Consider the following 17,687-nt stretch of genomic DNA (forward strand, 5'->3'; position numbering starts at 1 on the left):
CGAGGGACGGTAGGTGTGGTCACCGATCTCGACCGCGCGGCCGGTGTCGTCGAAGGAGGCGCCGCCGCCCGGAGGGTCGGTCAGGCCGCTATCGGGGTCTGGTCGACGGCCGGCCGAGGCGTCGCGGTGGCGCGCCGGGCGACGACACGGTCCAGGCCGAAGGCACCGGAGCCGGTGAAGACCAGCAGCAGGAACGCCCAGCTGAAGAGGGCCGACAGTTCACCGCCGTTCTGGATGGGCCACAGGGCGGCCTGCTGGTGGACGTCGAAGTACGCGTAGGCCATCGAGCCCGAGGCGATCAGTGCGGCGGCGCGGGTGCCGAGGCCGAGCAGGACGAGGCCGCCGGCGACCAGCTGGATCACGGCCGCGTACCAGCCGGGCCAGGTGCCGGCCGGGATCGTGCCGCCGTTGGTGCCCACGGCGCCGCCGAGGACGCCGAAGAGCGAGGCCGCGCCGTGCACAGCGAAGAGCAGGCCGATGACGATGCGGAAGAGACCGAGGACGTACGGCTGGGCGGAGTTGAGACGAGCGGACATGGGGGTTTCTCCTCTTTCGGTGTCGGTCGGGCCGGCCGGGGGGCAGGCCGGTCGTGAGGGCGGCGGTACCGAACGGGGGACCTAGGTTAGGCGAACCTAATCAATGCTTGCAAGTTCAACATCAGGCCACACTTTCGCCTGTCCGTGCGATTCAACAGCGGCCACGGCCGCACATGGGGCGGCGCACTCCAGCATGTGGACATCCGGAAAGGTGACCGAATCCACTCCTGGCCGCACGGCCGCGGAGGCCACCCGCCGCACACCTGCCGTCGGCACTGCGAACACGAACTGCTCGACCTCCGGGCGATCTTGTCGATCAGTCAGGCGACAGGGGCGGGCACGGTGCGGGGGGACACATCCGGCCCGCCGGTCTCGCGCGGCGACGGCGTGCGGCCGACGGTGTGCGACCGATCGGAGAGGCAGACGTCGGCCGACCGGGCGGGCGGGCCGACGGGCAGGCGGACGGCCGGGCGGGCAGGCGGACGGGCGGCAGGCCGACGGGTGGGCGGCAGGCCGACGGGTGGGCGAGCGCAATGCGGCGCCGGGCGTGCCGGGTGGCGCGGCCGGCGGCCCGCCGCCGTTCCCGGTCCGGGTCCGCGGCGGTCGGCAAGTGGTGTGCCCAGGCGGTGCTTTCAGCCGAGGGGCTCAGCCGACGGGCTCAACAGACGCAATCAGCCGATGGGCTCAGGCGGTGCCCTCGGGGAAGGTTCACGCCTCCCGCCCCGCCTCGCGCACGGACCGGCCGCGCACCTCCAGCCCCGCGAGCAGTTCGGCCGTGGCCTGGGCGACGGCGTCCACCGCGCGGTCGAACACCTCACGGTTGTGGGCGGCGGGCGCCCGGAACCCCGAGACCTTGCGCACGTACTGCAGCGCGGCGGCGCGGATGTCGTCGTCGGTGGCCTCACCGGGCAGCACGGGCGGACGCAGCGTCTTGATACTCCGGCACATGCCCCCAGTCTCACGCACATCGCGCGCCCCTGCGAAGATCACGTCGAAGGCGGCCACCGATTCCCGGGGCCGACCCACGAGAGGAACATCCTCATGACGACGAAGCACACCGTGGCCATCCTCGGCCCCGGCGGCACCGGCGGCCTCCTCGCCGCCCTCCTGTCCCGCTCCGGCCACCGCGTCATCTGCCTGGCCCGTCAGGACACGGCCGACACCCTGCGCAGCACCGGCATCCAGGTCCGCAGCCGCCAGTTCGGCGACTTCACGGCTCCCGTCGAGGCGGACACCGAACTGCGCGAGCCCGTGCACGCCTGCCTGATCACCGTCAAGCACACCACCCTGGACGCCGCCCTCACCCGCGTCCCGCCCGCCGCGCTCGGCGACGCCCTCGTCGTACCGCTCCTGAACGGCGTCGAACACCCCGCGGCCCTGCGTGCCCACTACCGCCCCGACCGCGTGGCCCCCGCGGTGATCCGTGTGGAGTCCACCCGGCTCGCCCCCGGCGTGATCGAGCACGGCAGCCCCTTCACGGAGATCGACCTGACGGGCGACCCGGTCCCCCGCCCCCGCCTCGAATCCCTCGCGGCCGCCCTCTCCACGGCCGGTGCCACCGCCCGCGTCCTCGAGGACGAGACGGCGGCGCTGTGGGCCAAGATGACCTTCCTCGCCCCGTTCGCCCTGCTCACCACGCGCTACGGCCTCCCCCTCGGCGAGGCCCGCACCCGCCACCGCGAGGAACTGCAGGCCCTGGTCGCCGAGGCCGGCGCGGTCAGCCGCGCCTGCGGCGCCCCCGCGGACCCGGCCCAGGCCCTGTCCCGGTACGACGCCTTCCCGCCCTCCGCCAAGTCCTCCATGCAGCGCGACGCCGAGGCGGGCCGCCCGCTCGAACTCGACGCCATCGGCGGCGCGTTGCTGCGTGCGGCAAAGCGGCACGGCGTACCCGTGCCGGTGACGGCCCGCCTGGTGGGCGAGTTGCGCGCCGCCGGCCACTGAGACCCGTCGGCTCAGTGGGTCAGCAGCCACTGGGCCGACACCAGGTGCACCACCGCGAGAGCGCCCGCGGTGATCAGCATGCCGGTGTTGCGGCGGGCGGCGCCGATCGCGGCGTCGCCCAGCTGCGCCAGGCCCGCGACGATCAGCACGGGACCGAGGGAGTCCCAGGAGCCGGCGGCGAGCAGCACCAGCACGGCCGCGCCGAGCGGGACGGCCCGGACGCCGTAGGCGCGGGCGAAGAAGACCACCCCCGGACCGACGGACTCGCCCGCCACGAGCCCCAGGGCGGGCCGGACCATCCCGACCACGGCAAAAGCCCCCGAGGCGAGCGCGCCGAGGGCGTTGAGCAGGCCGATCACGAGGTGCGCGGTCGATACGGACATGTCCCCACCAGACCTTCCGAGCATTCAGTCATGGTCAGAATCATTCTCTCTCTGAATGATTGTGATGACGCTACCATCCTCGGCATGAATGACGTCAAGGGTTCCGCCGGACTGCCGGGCACCCTGGTGTTCCGGCTCGGCACGCTGGGTTCGGTGATCGGCGACCGCTTCGCGGAGCGCATCGAGCGCCACGACCTCAAGCCCAAGCACGTGGGACTGCTCACCGCCCTCGGCCAGGGCTCGTTCGCCTCGCAGCAGGAGCTGGCGGGCCGCCTCGGCGTGGCCCCCAGCCTGGTGGTGTCCCTCGCCGACCACCTGGAGTCCCTCGGCGCGGTGCAGCGGGTACGCGATCCACGGGACCGCCGTCGCCAGGTGCTCACCCTCACCGACCGGGGCCAGGAGCTTCTCGCCGCCTGCGCGGCCGAGGCCAGGACCCTGGACGCCGAACTGACCGCGCACCTCGGCGAGCCCGAACGACAGGCACTGCACACGGCCCTGGGCAGTCTGGCGGCACGAGAGGGCCTGCCGACCGACTGACGGACACCGTCCCGTTCGGGCCGCCGGGCGGCACCCGGCACACACGCCTCGGGCACCGCTGCGCGCAACGGTGCCCGAGGTGTGTGTGGCCGGTGCCGGACGAGACCGGCCCTCCCGTCAGTGCACCATGCCGACCTCGTAGTGGCCGGCCGGCTGCTGGGTGATGACGTTCCCGCGGTTGAAGGCGTTGATGAGGGCGATCTGGGTCACCAGGGCGGCGAGCTGGTCCTCGTCGTAGTGCTTGGCGGCGTTCTCCCAGGCCTCGTCGGTGACACCACCGGCCGCGTCGGCGATGCGGGTGCCCTGCTCGGCCAGCTCCAGGGCGGCACGCTCGGCGTCGGTGAACACCGTGGCCTCCCTCCAGGCCGCGACCAGATGGAGGCGCACCGCGGTCTCCCCGGCCGCGGCGGCCTCCTTGGTGTGCATGTCGATGCAGCCGGCGCAGCCGTTGATCTGGCTGGCGCGGAGATTCACCAGTTCACGCGTCGCAGTCGGCAGCGTCGACTCATCGAGCGCCTTGGCCGCGGCGATGATGTGCTTCAAGGCCTTGGCCGCGGCCGGGCTGGCCATGGGGTTCAACCGAGCTTCCACGGTGCACTCCTGTGTGGTCGGTGGTGGCTACACCCCTTTGACCGAACAGCCCTCACGAGTCGTGACACGAAGAGATGTGACCTGCATCCCCTCTCCTGAACGACAACGGGAGGCGGCCCGGCCGAACGACAACAGGAGGCGGCCCGGCCCACCCGTTCGCGTGAACCCCACAACCGAACTCGCCACCCAAAATCGAACAGGCGTAGCATTGCCGCGTGGCTACGACCTATGAATTCCCCAGTGACCTCCGCGCCGGTCAGGAGGAGCTGCATCAGGTCCGGGCCGAGCTGTCGGCCCTGCTCAAGCGGCTACCGTGGTCGGTCGAGCCGATGGACGGTTTCAGCGACGACAACGGCTGGCGCAAGGCGGAGCGGCCCGCGTCCCCCGGCTGGACGCCGGACGACCAGGCCGAGGTGGAGAAGCTGCGGCGACGGGAGCACGAACTGGCGGTGTTCGTCAGCGGACACCGCTTCTGGGCCGAGATCGCGGCGGCGGAGCGGGTCGAGGCCCGCATGAAGCTGAAGCACGCCCACGAGAACGAGGCCGAGGACAAGAAGTGACACGAAAGCCCCCGACCGGTACCGGTCGGGGGCTTCTCGCTTCTCACGGTGGGCGCGGACGGTTTCGAACCGCCGACATCCTGCTTGTAAGGCAGGCGCTCTACCCCTGAGCTACGCACCCGGGACAGATCGACAGCCTACATGGCCCGGGGCGCGGTGCGGCAAACCGTGTTCGGGGCGTGCGTCCTGGGGTTAACCCCACCCCCGTTGCGGGCGCCAGCAGGATCGTGCGGGCCGTCGTAGATCTCCTACTGTCGTCGCAGACCAAGACGCTCCGGCCGCCGATCCGGCAGGCCGGTCCAGGGGGAGACTCAGCATGGCCCGTTCCGTTCCCGTTCGCGCGACCGCCGTCCTCGGTGGTGCCGTGGCTCTCGCCGCCACGCTCTCCGCCTGCGGCGCCTCCGCGAGCGACGACAAACAACCCGATCACCGGTCCTTCGCGCTGCACGGCCGTACCCTCACCGTCGACTCGGACAACTCGGCCCTGGAGATCGTCGCCGCCAAGGGGAACAGGGCCGGAACCGTCGAGGTGACCCGGTGGTTCCAGGGGTCCGTGGTGGTCGGCAGCGATCCCTCGGTGCGCTGGTCCTTCAAGGACGACCGGCTGGTGCTGCGGGTGCACTGCTCGGGGTTCATCGCCGACTGCTCGGCCCGGCACCGGATCGAGGTGCCGCGCGGGATCTCCGTGAAGGTGGACAACGGGGACGGGGCGGTGCGGGCGCAGGGGTTCACGGATCCGCTCACTGTCCGCACCAGCGACGGCGCGGTGCGGGTCACCGACTCGGCCGGGCCGCTGGATCTTCAGTCCGACGACGGGTCCGTGCGCGCCGAGGTCTCCTCGCGGCGGGTGCGGGCCGAGAGCAGTGACGGATCGGTTCGCCTCGAACTGAGCTCGGTGCCCGACCGGGTGGACGTCGGCAGCGACGACGGGGCGGTCACCGTCGCGCTGCCCCGGGCCGCCTACCACGTCGAGGCGGGTTCCGACGACGGCGCGGTGTCGGTGTCGGTGCCCCGCGACGACAAGAGCCCGCACGCCGTGTCCGCCCACTCCTCGGACGGGAAAGTGACGGTGCGCACGGCGAACTGACCGGCCCGTGTGTTCGTCCTGTACAGGTGGGAGAATGGCGACTCCACACAGGGCGAACCACAGCACGGGAGAGGGATGTGACGGCGACACCCCGAGGGACCTCCGGTCCGGTCCGTGACACCCTCATCCTGATGACCCTGCCGGTGCTTGCCGCGCTGGCGCTGCCGGCCGCGTTCGCGGGCGGCGGCACCCGGCGCTGGTTCGGGGGGCGTGCGGAGGGCCAGCGCGCCGAGGCGCAGGCTGCCAAGGACGCCGCGGCGGCCGCGTTCTACGAACTCGACACTGCTCAGCGGGACCTCCGGATCTCCATCGAGACGATCACGGCCGTCGACGACTCCCCCGCCGCGCGGCGCGCGAGCGACGACTTCGAGGCGCTGGGCCGGCGGATCGACGAGGTCAGTCAGCGCTACATCCAGGCCGTCGACGCGCATGATCTCGACCGGGACGATCTGGAGGCCGCGGCGGCCGCCCGGGCGCGGGGTGAGCTGACCGCCGCCAAGGACGAACTGGTCCGGGTGCGGCAGGAGCTGGACCGGTTCGGCAACTCGCTCGCGCCGCTGCTCGGCAAGGCCGAGACGCAGCTCGCCCGGCTCGCCCCCGCGGTGGAGCGGGCCCGGCAGGCGCTGCTGGGCGCGAGCAATGCCCTGGACGCGGTGCGGCGGGAGGGGCTGACGGCCGAGGATCTCGCCGCGCGGCTGGCCGCCCTCTCCCCCGAGCTGACGAAACTGAACCAGGGCGCCGGGCAGCACGGGCTGACGCAGACGCTGGAGCGGGCCGAGCGGGTGCAGCGGGAGGCCGCGGCGATCCGGGCGGAGGCCGAGCGGCTGCCGCAGAAGGCGGCCGAGATCGATCACCGGCTGGTGAGCCTGCGGACGAGGGCGCAGGCGCTGACGACCCGGGCCGGGCAGGTCGACCCGGTGCTGAGCGAGCTGCGGCGGCGGTTCTCGGCCGCCTGCTGGCAGGATCTGCAGCAGGTGCCCACGCAGGCCGCGGAGAACGTACGGCAGGCCGAGCTGAAGCTGCGCGAGGCCCGGGCCGCCCGGGACGCCCAGCGCTGGGCGGACGCCACGTCGCTGCTGTCGACGGTGCGGGCCCTGCTGAACAGCACCGACGAGGCGGTGTCGGCCGCCGGTGACCGGCTCACCCGGCTGAACGCGGTGCAGAAGGATCCGCAGGCGGAGACCGACCGGACCCGGTTCGCGATCCGGGACGCCCAGCGGCTGGCCATGACCGGCCGTACGACCCCGGATCCGCGCCATGCGCGGCCGCTGGACGACGCGGTGACCCGGCTGGAGCGGGCGGTCGGCACGCTGGAGGGCCGGCACCCCGACTACTGGCACTTCCTGACCGAGACGGAGGCCGTGCGGCAGACCGTGGCCCGGGTGGTGGCCCAGATCCGCGAGGACCGGGGCGGCGCTCACTGAGCCGTTTGCCGCCGCGGCGTGGTGGGCGGATATTGGGACGTACGTATGGCCTCCGCTGGCACACGAAGGAGGCGGATATGGCCACACATTCAGTGCACCAGGTGACGCGGCGACGGATCCGGCTCGACGATCACCTTCCCGTCGACCACCGCCTGAACACGGTCTACCGGATCGGAGCGGGCCTGATGGGTCTGTTCCTGCTCGCCTTCGGCATCCTCGGCCTGACCAACAACATCGGGTTCTTCGACACCGGCGGGAACACCGCCCTCGGCCTGAACACCAATGGCTCGCTCAGTGTTCTGTCCGTCTGTGTCGGGCTGCTGCTCTTCGTCGGCATGGTGATCGGCGGGAACTTCGCGTCGACGCTGAACATGACACTGGGGATCCTGTTCATCCTCAGCGGGTTCCTGAACCTGTCCCTGCTCGACAGCAGCCACAACTTCCTGGCCTTCAAGATCCAGAACGTGCTGTTCAGCTTCGTGGTCGGCGTGCTGCTCATGGTCTTCGGGATGTACGGCAGAGTCGGTTCGACGCTGCCGCACGACAACCCGTACTGGCGGGCCCGCCACCCCGACACCGTGGAGCCGGAGCAGCAGGCCCGTCAGGGCCCGGGTCAGGTGCGGTAGGCGTAGAAGGCCGCGCTCGGGTACGACGCGACGAGGCTCGCCACCGACCGGTTGTAGGTGTTGGTGGAGTGGTACGTCACGTACGGCACGCCCTGCGGGCTGCGGTAGGTGACGATCATGGAGTGGTCCTTGGACCCGTCCTTGTTGAAGTCCATCTGCAGCACGTCACCGATGTCCAGCTGGTAGACGTTGGCGAGGCTGGTGACGCGCTTGGAGGACAGGGCGAACCAGGAGAACTCGTTGACGCCGACGAACGAGTCCGACTGGATGTCGGCGTTGCCGAACCACTTGTGGAAGTCGTTCGTGTAACCGGGGACGTGCTTCCAGCCACCGGCCTTCAGGGACTGGCTGACGAAGTTGGTGCAGTCGCCGCCGGCGCCCTGGCCGTTGTAGTCGGGGTAGTCCGGGTTGTAGTGGTTCCAGTACTTGGTCGCGTAGGTCACCATCGCCTTGTAGTCGTAGGCGCCGGTGGTGACGTTCTTGCGGTTGACCGGCGCGGGCCACGAGGTCGCCGCGCGGGGCGCGTCGGGCGGGCTGTCGTCGGCGGGGCTGGCCTTCACGGCGACGGGCGGCTGCTTGGCCACCTGGTTCACCGCGATGTAGCCGTTGTCCGTGTCCTTGACGTCGGTCAGCTGCCAGGTGCCCCGGCGGTCCGCCCGGAAGGTCAGTTCGTGGTGGGCCTGGAAGCCGGTGGTTTTCGGCTCGTTCCCCTTGGCCTTCGCGTAGGTCAGCGTCGTGGTCTCGGTGACGTCGGCCTTGGCGGTGCGGCCGGTGACCCGCGTGGCGTCCAGCGTGACCCGGGTGGTGCCGGCGCTGTACTTCTCGCCCAGCTTGGCGAGGCGGGACTTGCGGCCGTGCAGTTCGCTCACCGCAGAGTTCTCCGCGCGCGACTGCGAGGCGGACAGCTTGACGTGACCGGAGAAGCCGGAGACGGCCCGCTTGCTGCCGGCGCCGTCCACCAGGGCTTCCGTGCGGTCGGTGAAGACCGCGTCGGCCAGTCGCTGGAAGGTCGCCTTGGTCGCGGCGTCCACCGTCGGGTCGTCGACGACCGCCGCGCCCGCGCTCCAGTTGGGCACGAGGGCCGCACCGGCGACGACCGAGGCGGCGGCCACCGAGACTATGCCGGCGCGGCGCCCCTTACGGCTCAGTTTTCTAGATTTCAATGAAGTTCCCCTCTACACCGGTACACCTACCGGGAGAGGGCATCTTCGCATGACATGTGCACATGATGTGAAGGGGGTTGCACAAGTGGAACTGGGGGCCCTTGCGGGTCATTTGACCACTGCGGACCATTCGGGCGATTGTGCCGGATCGAGGGCACGCAGCCGCTCCAGGGTCGCCGGCTTCTGTACGTCGAGCCAGTCGGCGAGTTCCTTGAAGGAGACGCACTTGACGCCCTTCTTGGTGCAGACGTTCTTGACGACCTGGTCGATGGCTTTCATGTAGATGCCGCCGTTCCAGTCCTCGAAGTGGTTGCCGATGAACAGCGGTGCCCGGCTGCCGTAGTAGACGCGGTTGAAGCCGGCCATGTACGAGTCGACGGTCTGCTGTTCCCACTCGGGGTACTTGGCCGGGTCGCCCGTGGTCTCGCCGTCGGACTGGTTGTAGAGGAAGTTGAAGTCCATGGAAAGGCCCTGGTACTTGCCGCTCTCGTACGGCAGCATCTGGAGCGGGAAGTCCCATATGCCGTTCTTCTTCGTCGGCCATATCTGGAAGTCGCCCGGTGAACTGGCGTCATAGCGCCAGCCGTAGCTCTTGATCGCTTTCAGCAGGTTCTTCTGGCCCTCCAGGCAGGGCGCCCGGCCGCCGGTGACCTCTTTCTTGAAGTCGAAGGGAAGTGCCGGTACGTCCTTGAAGCCCGTGTTGGTCTTCCAGTGCCCGACGAAGTCGTAGAACTGGTCGATCTCGCTCTTCCACTGCTCGACGCTCCAGTCGCCGCCGCCCTTCTTGCCGCAGAAGTGGCCGTTGAAGTGGGTGCCGATCTCGTTGCCCTGGTCGTAGGCCTCGCTCAGCTGTTCCAGGGTGGTGCGTATGTGGTCGTCGGTGGCGTAGTCGATGGCCGCGTCGCCCGGCGAGTGTATCGGGCCGTGGTACTGGGCCTTCTTGCTCTTGGGCAGCAGGTAGATGCCGGTGAGGAAGAAGGTCATGTGGGCGTTGTACTCCTTGGCCATCTCCCGGTAGTGCGAGAAGAGATGGTCGCTGCCCTCCAGGGCGCCGTCCCAGGAGAAGACGACGAACTGGGGCGGCTTCTCACCCGGCTTGAGCGGCTCGGGCTTCAGCTCGCCCTTCTGGGGCCCGGTGTAGGAGGTGGAGCCGTCGCCGAGGATCTTCGTTCTGCCGTCCCATGAGGGCGTGGGCTTCGGCTTGGCCCCGCCGCTGTGGCCCGCGCCGGCGGAGGCCGTGGGCTCGGTGCGGTCGGGTCGCGTCAGGACCAGGTACCCCGCGACCACGGAGGCCACGACGAGGAGGGCGGCCAGGGTCATGACCTGCGGACGGGTGACGTGACGGGAGGTACGGGACCTGCGGCGGCGGCCGGTCGGCGGCTTCATGCGGGACATGCGCGGCTCATTCTGCGTGGGAGGTGGGGCAGCAAAGCGGCCGCCGGGTCAGTCCAGACCCAGAGCGGTCGACCATATGTCGTAGGGAACGTCGGCGGCGGTTCCGGCGAGCCCGTCGAGGGACAGGGGCTCCAGGGACTTGGCCAGGTCGATGCGGTAGACGACGACGGCGGTGGACACGGACGCGGAGGTGCCGGTGTACCAGGCGGCGGTGTCGTCGTGGGTGGTGCCCGCCTTGCCCGAGACCCCAGCGGCCGGGGATCCCCCCGCTCGGGGGGAGCCGAGAGCGGGAGAGGGTGCGGCGGCCGGGTGGGCGGTGCGGAAGGACTCCGTCAGCGCCCGGTCGACCTGCTCGGCGACGTTCGCGCCGACCGCCCGGTGCGGGCGGGGGGTGGCCATGGGCACCTGGGAGCCGTTGCGGGTGATGCGGCGCACCGAGTACGGCTCGGTGTGCATGCCGGAGGCGGCGAACGTGGCGTATCCGCTCGCCATCCGGATGGCGCTGGGCGTGGAGTTGCTGCCCAGGGACAGGGCGGGCACCTGCGGACCCAGGCTGGAGGGGAGCAGGCCCGCCGCCACCGCGGTCTGGCGCACGTTGTCCAGGCCCGTGTCCATGCCGAGCTGCATGAACGGCGTGTTCACCGACTGGGCGAGCGCCTGGTCCAGGGTGATCCGGCCGTAGGACCTGCCTCCTTCGTTGTGGGCGGCGACCTTTCTGCCGCTGCGGTCCCAGTAGGGGCCTTCGGGGGTGGTGACGGCGACGCCGTCGTCTCCGTCGTACACCGTCTCGGGCGTGACGGGTGTGGCCGGTCCGCCGCGGGTCTTGTGGACCCCGTGCTCCAGGCCGGCGGCGTAGACGAACGGCAGGAAGGCGGAGCCGGCCTGGACGGTGGCCGCGTTGGACTCGTTGTAGCCCTGCTTGCGGTGGTCGGGGCCGCCGTAGACGGCGAGGATCCGGCCGTCGGCGGCGACCGAGGCGGCACCGTAGTGGGCGGTCTTCGCCGTGTCGGGGTGGCTCTTGCCGGCCTGCTTGCGGGCCTTGGTCACGGCGTCGGTCAGGGCGCTCTCGCGCTTGCGGTCGAAGGTCGTGTAGATCTGGTAGCCGCCGAGGTCGAACTGCCGGTCGGAGATGTGGGCGGTCTTCTTGGCGTACTGCTGGGCCAGCTCCACCAGGTAGTCGCTCTGCTTGCCGGTGTCGTAGATGCGCCCCGACTTGAGCGGCTCGGGGAACGTCTTGTACTGGGCACGCTGGGCCGGGGTCAGTTTGCCGATGTCGACCATCCGGTCCAGGATCCAGGACCAGCGTGCGACGGCCCGCTTGTGGTTGGCCGCGCTGAGGGTGGGGTCGTAGAGGGCGGCGCCCTTGAGCATGGAGGCGAGCACGGCCGCCTCGCCGGCGTTGAGCCGGCTGACGTCCTTGCCGTAGTAGGCCTGGGAGGCGCGCTGGATGCCGTAGGTGCCGCGGCCGAACCAGCTGGTGTTGAGGTATCCCTCCAGGATGTCGTCCTTGCTCATCTTGTTGTCGAGCTTGAGGGAGATCATCGCCTCGGTGAACTTGCGGCTGACGGTCTGGTTCTGGTTCAGGTAGACGTTCTTGACGTACTGCTGGGTGATGGTGGAACCACCCTCGGTGTCCCCCTCTCCGACGGTCCGCCACACGGCCCGGGTGATGCCTTTGACGGATATGCCGGGGTCGGAGTAGAAGCTCGCGTTCTCCGCCGCGAGCACCGCCCAGCGGACCTGCTCGGGTATGTCCTTGAGGGGCATGTCCTGGCGCTGCACCCAGCCGGTGCGGGCCATCGGCGTCCCGTCGGACCAGAAGTAGATGTTGTCCTGTTGTGTGGCGAAGGAGTTGAGGTTCTTCGGTATGTCCGTCATCTCGTAGGCGATGAACAGGGACAGGCTCATCAGGACGAAGCTCGACAGCACGGCGCCGAGCCACTGGCGCCAGGAGGGTATCCAGCGCCGCCAGCCGCTGCGACCGGGGCGCGGGTAGAGCGGCTTGAGGCGGCGGGCGTAGGGGGCCAGCGGGGCGAGCCGGGGGCCCGCGGCGGCACGCAGGCGGGCGAGCCCGGACGTGGCGGCGCCGCCGGCGCGGGTGTGGACCGGCAGGCGTGCGCTGCGCCGCCGCTGTGCGCGGCCGCCGGCGGCGCGGTCCCCGGCCGGCTCCGGCTCCGGCGGCGGGGGCACGCGCAACTGCATGGTGGCGTCCGCACGGAGGGCGTCGACCCGCAGATGCAGGGTGGCGTCCGCCTCCGGCGGCTGCTGCCGCCCCTTGGGCCGGGCGTTGTCGTCGTCCTCGCGGCCGTCTGACCGCTGCCCTGCCTCGGTCAAGGCTGAGTCTCCCCTCGCAGTGGTGCTTGCGCGCGTGGTCAGACTCAGCAGGTGGACACGGCCGCGATCATGGTCGCGGCGTGGAGACCCCCCTCATCCCCCCGGTCTTACGGCTCCTCGCGGCTCAGCCAAGTTATCAGCGATCTTTTCAAAATCTCCCCACAAGTATCGGGCAGATCCGAACACTCATGAAACTTTGAGACGATGTGAGCAGCACCACTCCGGTTAACCTGTGCGCATGCCTCGTTATGACTACCGCTGCCGTACCTGCGGCGACACCTTCGAACTCAGCCGTCCGATGGCGGAGTCCGCCGCCCCCGCCGCCTGCCCCGCGGGCCACGACGACACGGTGAAGCTGCTGTCGACGGTGGCCGTGGGCGGCTCGGCGTCCGCACCGGCCGCGGCGCCCCGGGCGGGCGGCGGCGGTGGCGGGTGCTGCGGTGGAGGCTGCTGCGGCTAGCGCCTTCGGGCGCCCCTAGGGAGCCGGCGTGCGGGTCGCTTTCAGGAACTCCCTGAGGATCCGTTCCCCCGCCAGGACCCCACGCTCCGGCAGCGCAGCGATCTGCGGTGCGCTCCAGCCGTCGTCGGCCAGCTCGCCGTGGCCGGGGCGCCAGCCCTGGTCGGCCGCCAGCAACAGGTCGGCGTCGAGCAGGGAGTCCCCGGCGGCCAGGGTCAGCTCGGCGCCGGTGCGCCGGGCGACCTCGCGCACGGCCGCGCTCTTGGTGAGCGGCTTCGGGACGGCATAGACCTTGCGCCCCTGCAGCGAGACCGTCCAGCCCCGGTTCTCCGCCCACACCGCCAGTTCCTTCACCCAGTCCTCGGGCAGCAGCTCGCGCTCGACGACCAGATAGGCGAACAGGTCCTCGGCGACCCGGTGCTTGCGCACCCAGGCGGGATCGGCCGACGTCGCCAGGTGATCGCGGATCTCCTCCAGCGGCGCACACTCGTCGGCGAGCCGCGCCAGCACCCCGGCGTGCCAGTCGTGGTCCGTGACGCCGTCGACCAGCAGATGCCCGCCGTTGGCGCAGATCGCGTACGCCGGCTGGGGGCCGGGCAGGTTGATGCGCTGGTACTGCTTGCGGGTGCGGGTCGTGGTCGGCACGAAGACGGCTGTGTCACCGAGGTCGGTCAGCAGCTGGGCCGCGGTCTCCGTCAGGTAGGACAGCGGCTTGCTCTCGTGCACCTCCACGCAGAGCAGCCGGGGTGCCCGCGCGTCCGGCATGGTCAGCGCGAGGGCCGCCGCGGAGTAGATCAGCGTACGGTCGAGGTCGCTCGCCACCAGCACCGGCATCAGACGTTCACCGCCCTGCCGTCGGCGCCCGTGGCGCCCCGCGTGTACTTGGGGTGGATCAGCCCCACGCAGGTGTACGGCAGTTCGCCGACCTCCTCCACGGGTACTCCTCTCTGTTCGGCGAGCAGCCGTACATGGTCGAGGTCGGCGCCCGCGCCGGCCTTGGCGAGAATCTTCCACGGCACCCGGCGCAGCAGCACCCGGGTGGTCTCGCCGACGCCGGGCTTGACGAGGTTCACGTCGTGGATGCCGTACTCCTCGCTGATCCGCTCGACCGCCTGCCAGCCCGCCCAGGTCGGGGTGCGGTCCTCGGCCATCAGCTCCTTGACCGCCGTGTCGACGGTGCCGGCGACCTCCGGGAAGCGGGCGGAGACGGCGTCGAGGAAGTCCACGGAGACGTCGGCGCCGGCGAGTTCGCGGTAGAACTTGGCGCCGTGGAAGTCGTCCGGGCCGACGAGGTCCGCGCGCAGGACCGTGCGGGATATCAGGCCGGAAACGGTCGAGTTGAGGCAGGCGGACGGGATGAGGAAGTCCTCGCGGGTGCCGTAGGTGCGCACGCAGGAGCCGGGGTCGGCGAGTACGGCTATCTCCGGGTCGAAGCCCGTGATGCCCTCCTTCTCCTCGAACTCCTCGACGGCGTCGGCGAGTTCGCGGGCGATCGCACCCTTGCCGGTCCAGCCGTCGACGAAGACGACGTCCCTCGGGTCGTGGTGGGCGGCGAGCCAGCGCAGCGCGTTGGCGTCGATGCCGCGGCCGCGGACGATCGAAACGGCGTAGTGCGGAAGGTCGAGGCCGTGCCGGTACCGGGCCCAGCGGCGCATGAGCACGCCGACCGGGGTGCCGGCGCGGGCCAGGGAGACCAGCACCGGGCGCGGCGACCGCTCGGCGAGGACCGTCTCGGTGACGACGCCGACGGCCTGCGCGATCCGTGTGGCCGAGGCGTCCAGGGCCGTACGGAACAGCTCCTGGTACTGCTCGCTGGGCTGGTACTCCACCGGCAGCGACTCGGCGTAGTGCGCCCCGCCGCTCTGGATGGCCTCCTCACGCTCCTCGGTCGGCGCCTCCAGGGTCACCTCCGAGAGGTCCTGCAGCAGCCAGCCGACCTCCTCGGGGGCGTACGAGGAGAAGGCGGGGCCGCGGAGGGGCTCGGGCAGCATGGCCGGCCTTTCGGGGAGGGAGAGGGGCTCGGGGACGTACGAGGGGACGACCGCGAGCAGGACGTGCGGGGTGTGGGCCGCCAGGCGGGCCGGCAGCCCGTCCGGGGCGTGCAGCGCGGGGGTGTCGGCGACCGAGTCGACCACGGCGACGACGGCGTCGAAGCCGGCGCCCGCGACGTTGTAGGCGTAGCGCTCGCCGGGGCCGTCGGCCGGGTCGTCGTGGGCGGGGAAGACCAGGCGGGTGCGTATCGCATAGCCGGGGTCGTCGACCGCGAGGACGGGCGAGCGGGTGGTGGTGGAGTAGCGCACCTCGGCGGATATGAGCCGCTCCAGCTCGCAGGCCAGGCGCAGCGGCGCGTACATCAGCTCCTCGAAGCCGAGGACGAGGACGCGTCCGGCGCCGGCGGGCAGGGCGTCGGCCATTCGGGTGGCCATCCCGGGAAGCGCGGCCTCCAGCCGGGCGCGATGCTCCGGTGTGAACCCGTGGCGACCACCGTCGGGGAGGCCCGGGGGCCAGCCGAGGTCCACTCGAACGACCTGGCCCGACCGGTGCACCCCGGCAGGGGCGCGGGGCGGGACGTCGTGCGGCTCCGCCGCGCGGGCGCGACCAGCCGCAGCCGGCCCGCACCCGGACGACGAGGCATCGCCGGCGGACGCGTACCGTGCAACCAGCTCCTGCCCCTTCTCCAGCACCCCTTCGGGCAGCCGTACGGTCCCGGAGGCGGCCGCGACCAGATCCACCCGGGCGCCGATCCCGTCGGCGAACCGCTCCAGGCGGGCGCTGTCCTCGGGCGAGCGCATGTCGACCAGGGCGACCACCACATACCGGCGACGCGGATAGCGTTCGTGCAGGTCACGGATGGTGTTGAGGACGGTGTTGCCGGTGGAGAACTCGTCGTCGACCAGCACCAGCGGGCCGTTGCCGGCCAGCAGCGCGGGATCCTCGGGGAGCAGCAGGTGGGAGGTGGCGTGGGAGTGGGACTCCTCGAAGCCGCCCGCCGGGGCGAGCCCTGCCACCGGGCGGCGCGTGGAGTGCAGGTACGGGGCCGGGCCCAGGCCGTCGGCGACCGCGTGGCCGAGGCCGGTGGCGGTCTCCGCGTAGCCGAGGACGACCGCCCGGGCGGCCTCATGCTCGCCGAGCAGCTCACGGACCCGGCGGCCGAGACGGATTCCGTGGCCGTAGACCACGGACGGCGACTGGGGCACATGCTTGCCGAGCACGTTCGAGACCAGCAGGTGGGCCCGCTTGGGGTTGCGGCGCAGCGCGAGCCCCAGCAGGGCCGACAGCCCGTCGTCCCCCTCCAGTCCGACCCCGAGCCGCTCGGCGACCCAGCTGCCGGACCAGACCCCGTCGTTCACTGCGTGATTCATGCGTTCCTTGGGTTGGGAAAGGTCAGCCGGGTATTCCGGCGGCGAGCAGCTCCACGAAGCCGACGTCCTCCTTGGCCACGCCGAAGACCTCGGCGCGCAGCAGGGTCCGCTCGGCCCACGCGCGGTGCGGCTTCACTTCATTCATCTTGTTCGTGTAGGCCGAACGAAGTACACCCCCGCCGCCGCGTTCCGGCCTCAGGATGTCCTGGGCGTCGCTGAACTCCTCGTGGCTGACCACGGACAGCGCGTGCACGGGCAGGACGTGGGAGGGGTGGATGCAGGTCTTGCCGAGCAGGCCGTTGGCCTGGTCCAGGGAGATCTCCCGCAGCAGCCCGTCCATCGCGTGCTCGATGAGCCTCTCGCGCAGTTCGACGGCCTGCACCTCCAGGAAGGGGCTCTGGCGCAGCTGCGGCTTGAACATGCGCTCGGAGACCCGGAAGTACTCCCACACCGGCCCGGTCACGGTGAACCCGGTGCCGTCGGCGCGGGCCAGCATGTTGACCACGTCGGCGATCACCGAGGCGACGATCTGCACGTCGTAGGCGGTCATGTCGGGGGCCCGGCGCAGGCCGTAGGAGGAGCAGAAGTCCGTCACACCGAGGCGCAGGGCGAGCACCCGGTCGCGGAACTTGTCGACCGCGCGGGCGATGCCCTCCAGGGTGTCGACGCGGGACTCGCGGTACAGCAGCTCGGGCGACTCCAGGACGGGCATGGCGAACAGCCGGCGTCCGCTTGCGGCCTCGGCCGAGGCCAGGGCCTCCAGGAACGGCAGGCCCCGCTCCTCGGTGAACTTGGGCAGCACGAACCCGGACAGCAGCCGTACGCCCGTGCCGAGACGCCGTACGAGGTCGGGGATCTGCTCGGGGACGCGCACCCGGATGAACAGCAGGGGCGGCTCCACGCCCGCGCGGGAGTCGAGGTCGGCGAACTGCCGCACGAGGTTCTCCTCGCCCTCGGCGACGTCCGCGTCGTCGATCGAGTCCTCCAGGCACAGCACCATCGAGACCACACCGTTGCCGGCCTGCTTGACGATGTCGTCGGCGAGCCGTGGCCGGGTGGCCGGGCTGTACAGCGTCGCGCCCAGGGCCGCGGAGAGCAGCCGTGCCGGAGAGTCGGCGGTGAACGCGCCCGGCTCCCGGTGGAAGAGGCGCTGCCGCACCTCAGGGGCGATGTGCCCGAAATGACGCATAGGACTCCTCGATGCGCAAGCCGAGTCCGTGGATTCGGTAAAGGGTGGCCGGTAATAGTACGTAGGGACCTATGTCGGGGGTTCCCCCCGGGCATGAATTTC

17 protein-coding genes and 1 tRNA gene are annotated in these 17,687 nt (G+C 71.1%); 7 read left to right on the forward strand and 11 right to left on the reverse strand.

What is annotated here, in order from left to right; all coding sequences use genetic code 11:
- Nucleotides 1-80: 80 nt before the first annotated feature.
- Together AB0H32_RS16265 and AB0H32_RS16270 are read right to left on the reverse strand one after the other, a co-directional pair.
- Entirely contained in the window at nt 81-536 is a 456-nt protein-coding gene (locus AB0H32_RS16265; RefSeq protein WP_361119964.1) for a DoxX family protein, read from the reverse strand.
- A gap of 708 nt (nt 537-1,244) precedes the next feature.
- Nucleotides 1,245-1,484 (reverse strand): DUF2277 domain-containing protein, encoded by a 240-nt coding sequence (locus AB0H32_RS16270; protein WP_361119967.1) that lies wholly within the window; start codon nt 1,482-1,484, stop codon nt 1,245-1,247.
- 93 nt (nt 1,485-1,577) lie between these two features.
- On the opposite strand from AB0H32_RS16270, the gene AB0H32_RS16275 reads away from it, so the two are divergent.
- Nucleotides 1,578-2,477, forward strand: a complete 900-nt coding sequence (locus tag AB0H32_RS16275) for a 2-dehydropantoate 2-reductase (RefSeq protein ID WP_361119970.1) — start codon at nt 1,578-1,580, stop codon at nt 2,475-2,477.
- A gap of 11 nt (nt 2,478-2,488) precedes the next feature.
- Here AB0H32_RS16275 and AB0H32_RS16280 read toward each other — a convergent pair whose 3' ends face one another.
- Nucleotides 2,489-2,860, reverse strand: a complete 372-nt coding sequence (locus AB0H32_RS16280; RefSeq protein ID WP_361119973.1) for a hypothetical protein — start codon at nt 2,858-2,860, stop codon at nt 2,489-2,491.
- Between the two features lie 84 nt (nt 2,861-2,944).
- Here AB0H32_RS16280 and AB0H32_RS16285 point away from each other — a divergent pair, with 84 nt between their 5' ends.
- Nucleotides 2,945-3,397, forward strand: a complete 453-nt coding sequence (locus AB0H32_RS16285; RefSeq protein ID WP_361119976.1) for a MarR family winged helix-turn-helix transcriptional regulator — start codon at nt 2,945-2,947, stop codon at nt 3,395-3,397.
- Nucleotides 3,398-3,514: 117 nt separating this feature from the next.
- Here AB0H32_RS16285 and AB0H32_RS16290 read toward each other — a convergent pair whose 3' ends face one another.
- Nucleotides 3,515-3,988: a carboxymuconolactone decarboxylase family protein gene (locus AB0H32_RS16290; RefSeq protein WP_361119979.1), complete on the reverse strand. Its 474-nt coding sequence runs from the start codon at nt 3,986-3,988 to the stop codon at nt 3,515-3,517.
- A gap of 215 nt (nt 3,989-4,203) precedes the next feature.
- Here AB0H32_RS16290 and AB0H32_RS16295 point away from each other — a divergent pair, with 215 nt between their 5' ends.
- On the forward strand, nt 4,204-4,548 hold the full coding sequence (locus tag AB0H32_RS16295; protein ID WP_361119981.1) for a hypothetical protein: 345 nt from the start codon (nt 4,204-4,206) through the stop codon (nt 4,546-4,548).
- A gap of 49 nt (nt 4,549-4,597) precedes the next feature.
- Here the strand turns inward: AB0H32_RS16295 and AB0H32_RS16300 are convergent.
- Nucleotides 4,598-4,669: transfer RNA gene (locus AB0H32_RS16300), tRNA-Val, on the reverse strand.
- A 195-nt stretch (nt 4,670-4,864) separates the two neighbouring features.
- On the opposite strand from AB0H32_RS16300, the gene AB0H32_RS16305 reads away from it, so the two are divergent.
- The 3 genes from AB0H32_RS16305 (at nt 4,865) to AB0H32_RS16315 (ending at nt 7,685) form a co-directional block, all read left to right on the forward strand.
- The gene (locus AB0H32_RS16305; protein ID WP_361119984.1) at nt 4,865-5,635 is read left to right on the forward strand and encodes a DUF4097 family beta strand repeat-containing protein; all 771 of its coding nucleotides are present in this window, start codon (nt 4,865-4,867) and stop codon (nt 5,633-5,635) included.
- A 131-nt stretch (nt 5,636-5,766) separates the two neighbouring features.
- Nucleotides 5,767-7,059: a hypothetical protein gene (locus AB0H32_RS16310; protein WP_361119987.1), complete on the forward strand. Its 1,293-nt coding sequence runs from the start codon at nt 5,767-5,769 to the stop codon at nt 7,057-7,059.
- A gap of 77 nt (nt 7,060-7,136) precedes the next feature.
- Nucleotides 7,137-7,685: a DUF4383 domain-containing protein gene (locus AB0H32_RS16315; RefSeq protein ID WP_361119989.1), complete on the forward strand. Its 549-nt coding sequence runs from the start codon at nt 7,137-7,139 to the stop codon at nt 7,683-7,685.
- Here the strand turns inward: AB0H32_RS16315 and AB0H32_RS16320 are convergent.
- The 3 genes from AB0H32_RS16320 to AB0H32_RS16330 all read right to left on the reverse strand — a co-directional run bounded on the left by AB0H32_RS16320 (nt 7,673) and on the right by AB0H32_RS16330 (nt 12,445).
- A complete protein-coding gene (locus AB0H32_RS16320; protein ID WP_361119992.1) occupies nt 7,673-8,797 on the reverse strand; it encodes an amidase domain-containing protein in 1,125 nt (374 codons plus the stop codon). The two genes, AB0H32_RS16315 and AB0H32_RS16320, sit on opposite strands and share 13 nt — an antisense overlap.
- Before the next feature lie 159 nt (nt 8,798-8,956).
- A complete protein-coding gene (locus AB0H32_RS16325; RefSeq protein WP_361120125.1) occupies nt 8,957-10,234 on the reverse strand; it encodes a hypothetical protein in 1,278 nt (425 codons plus the stop codon).
- 57 nt (nt 10,235-10,291) lie between these two features.
- On the reverse strand, nt 10,292-12,445 hold the full coding sequence (locus AB0H32_RS16330) for a transglycosylase domain-containing protein (RefSeq protein ID WP_361120128.1): 2,154 nt from the start codon (nt 12,443-12,445) through the stop codon (nt 10,292-10,294).
- A gap of 370 nt (nt 12,446-12,815) precedes the next feature.
- Here AB0H32_RS16330 and AB0H32_RS16335 point away from each other — a divergent pair, with 370 nt between their 5' ends.
- A complete protein-coding gene (locus AB0H32_RS16335) occupies nt 12,816-13,037 on the forward strand; it encodes a zinc ribbon domain-containing protein (protein ID WP_361119994.1) in 222 nt (73 codons plus the stop codon).
- A 15-nt stretch (nt 13,038-13,052) separates the two neighbouring features.
- Here AB0H32_RS16335 and AB0H32_RS16340 read toward each other — a convergent pair whose 3' ends face one another.
- From AB0H32_RS16340 to AB0H32_RS16350, 3 genes are read right to left on the reverse strand one after another with little or no spacing between them, the layout of a single operon-like run.
- Nucleotides 13,053-13,868: an HAD family hydrolase gene (locus AB0H32_RS16340; protein WP_361119997.1), complete on the reverse strand. Its 816-nt coding sequence runs from the start codon at nt 13,866-13,868 to the stop codon at nt 13,053-13,055.
- A complete protein-coding gene (locus AB0H32_RS16345; protein WP_361120000.1) occupies nt 13,868-16,396 on the reverse strand; it encodes a phosphoribosyltransferase in 2,529 nt (842 codons plus the stop codon). The genes AB0H32_RS16340 and AB0H32_RS16345 overlap by 1 nt, the downstream gene beginning before the upstream one ends.
- Nucleotides 16,397-16,418: 22 nt before the next feature.
- Complete coding sequence (locus AB0H32_RS16350) at nt 16,419-17,585, reverse strand: HpcH/HpaI aldolase/citrate lyase family protein (protein ID WP_361120003.1); 1,167 nt, start codon at nt 17,583-17,585, stop codon at nt 16,419-16,421.
- Between the last annotated feature and the right edge of the window lie 102 nt (nt 17,586-17,687).

It is taken from the genome of Streptomyces sp. NPDC020362 (assembly GCF_040642095.1).
Classification (GTDB): Bacteria; Actinomycetota; Actinomycetes; order Streptomycetales; family Streptomycetaceae; genus Streptomyces.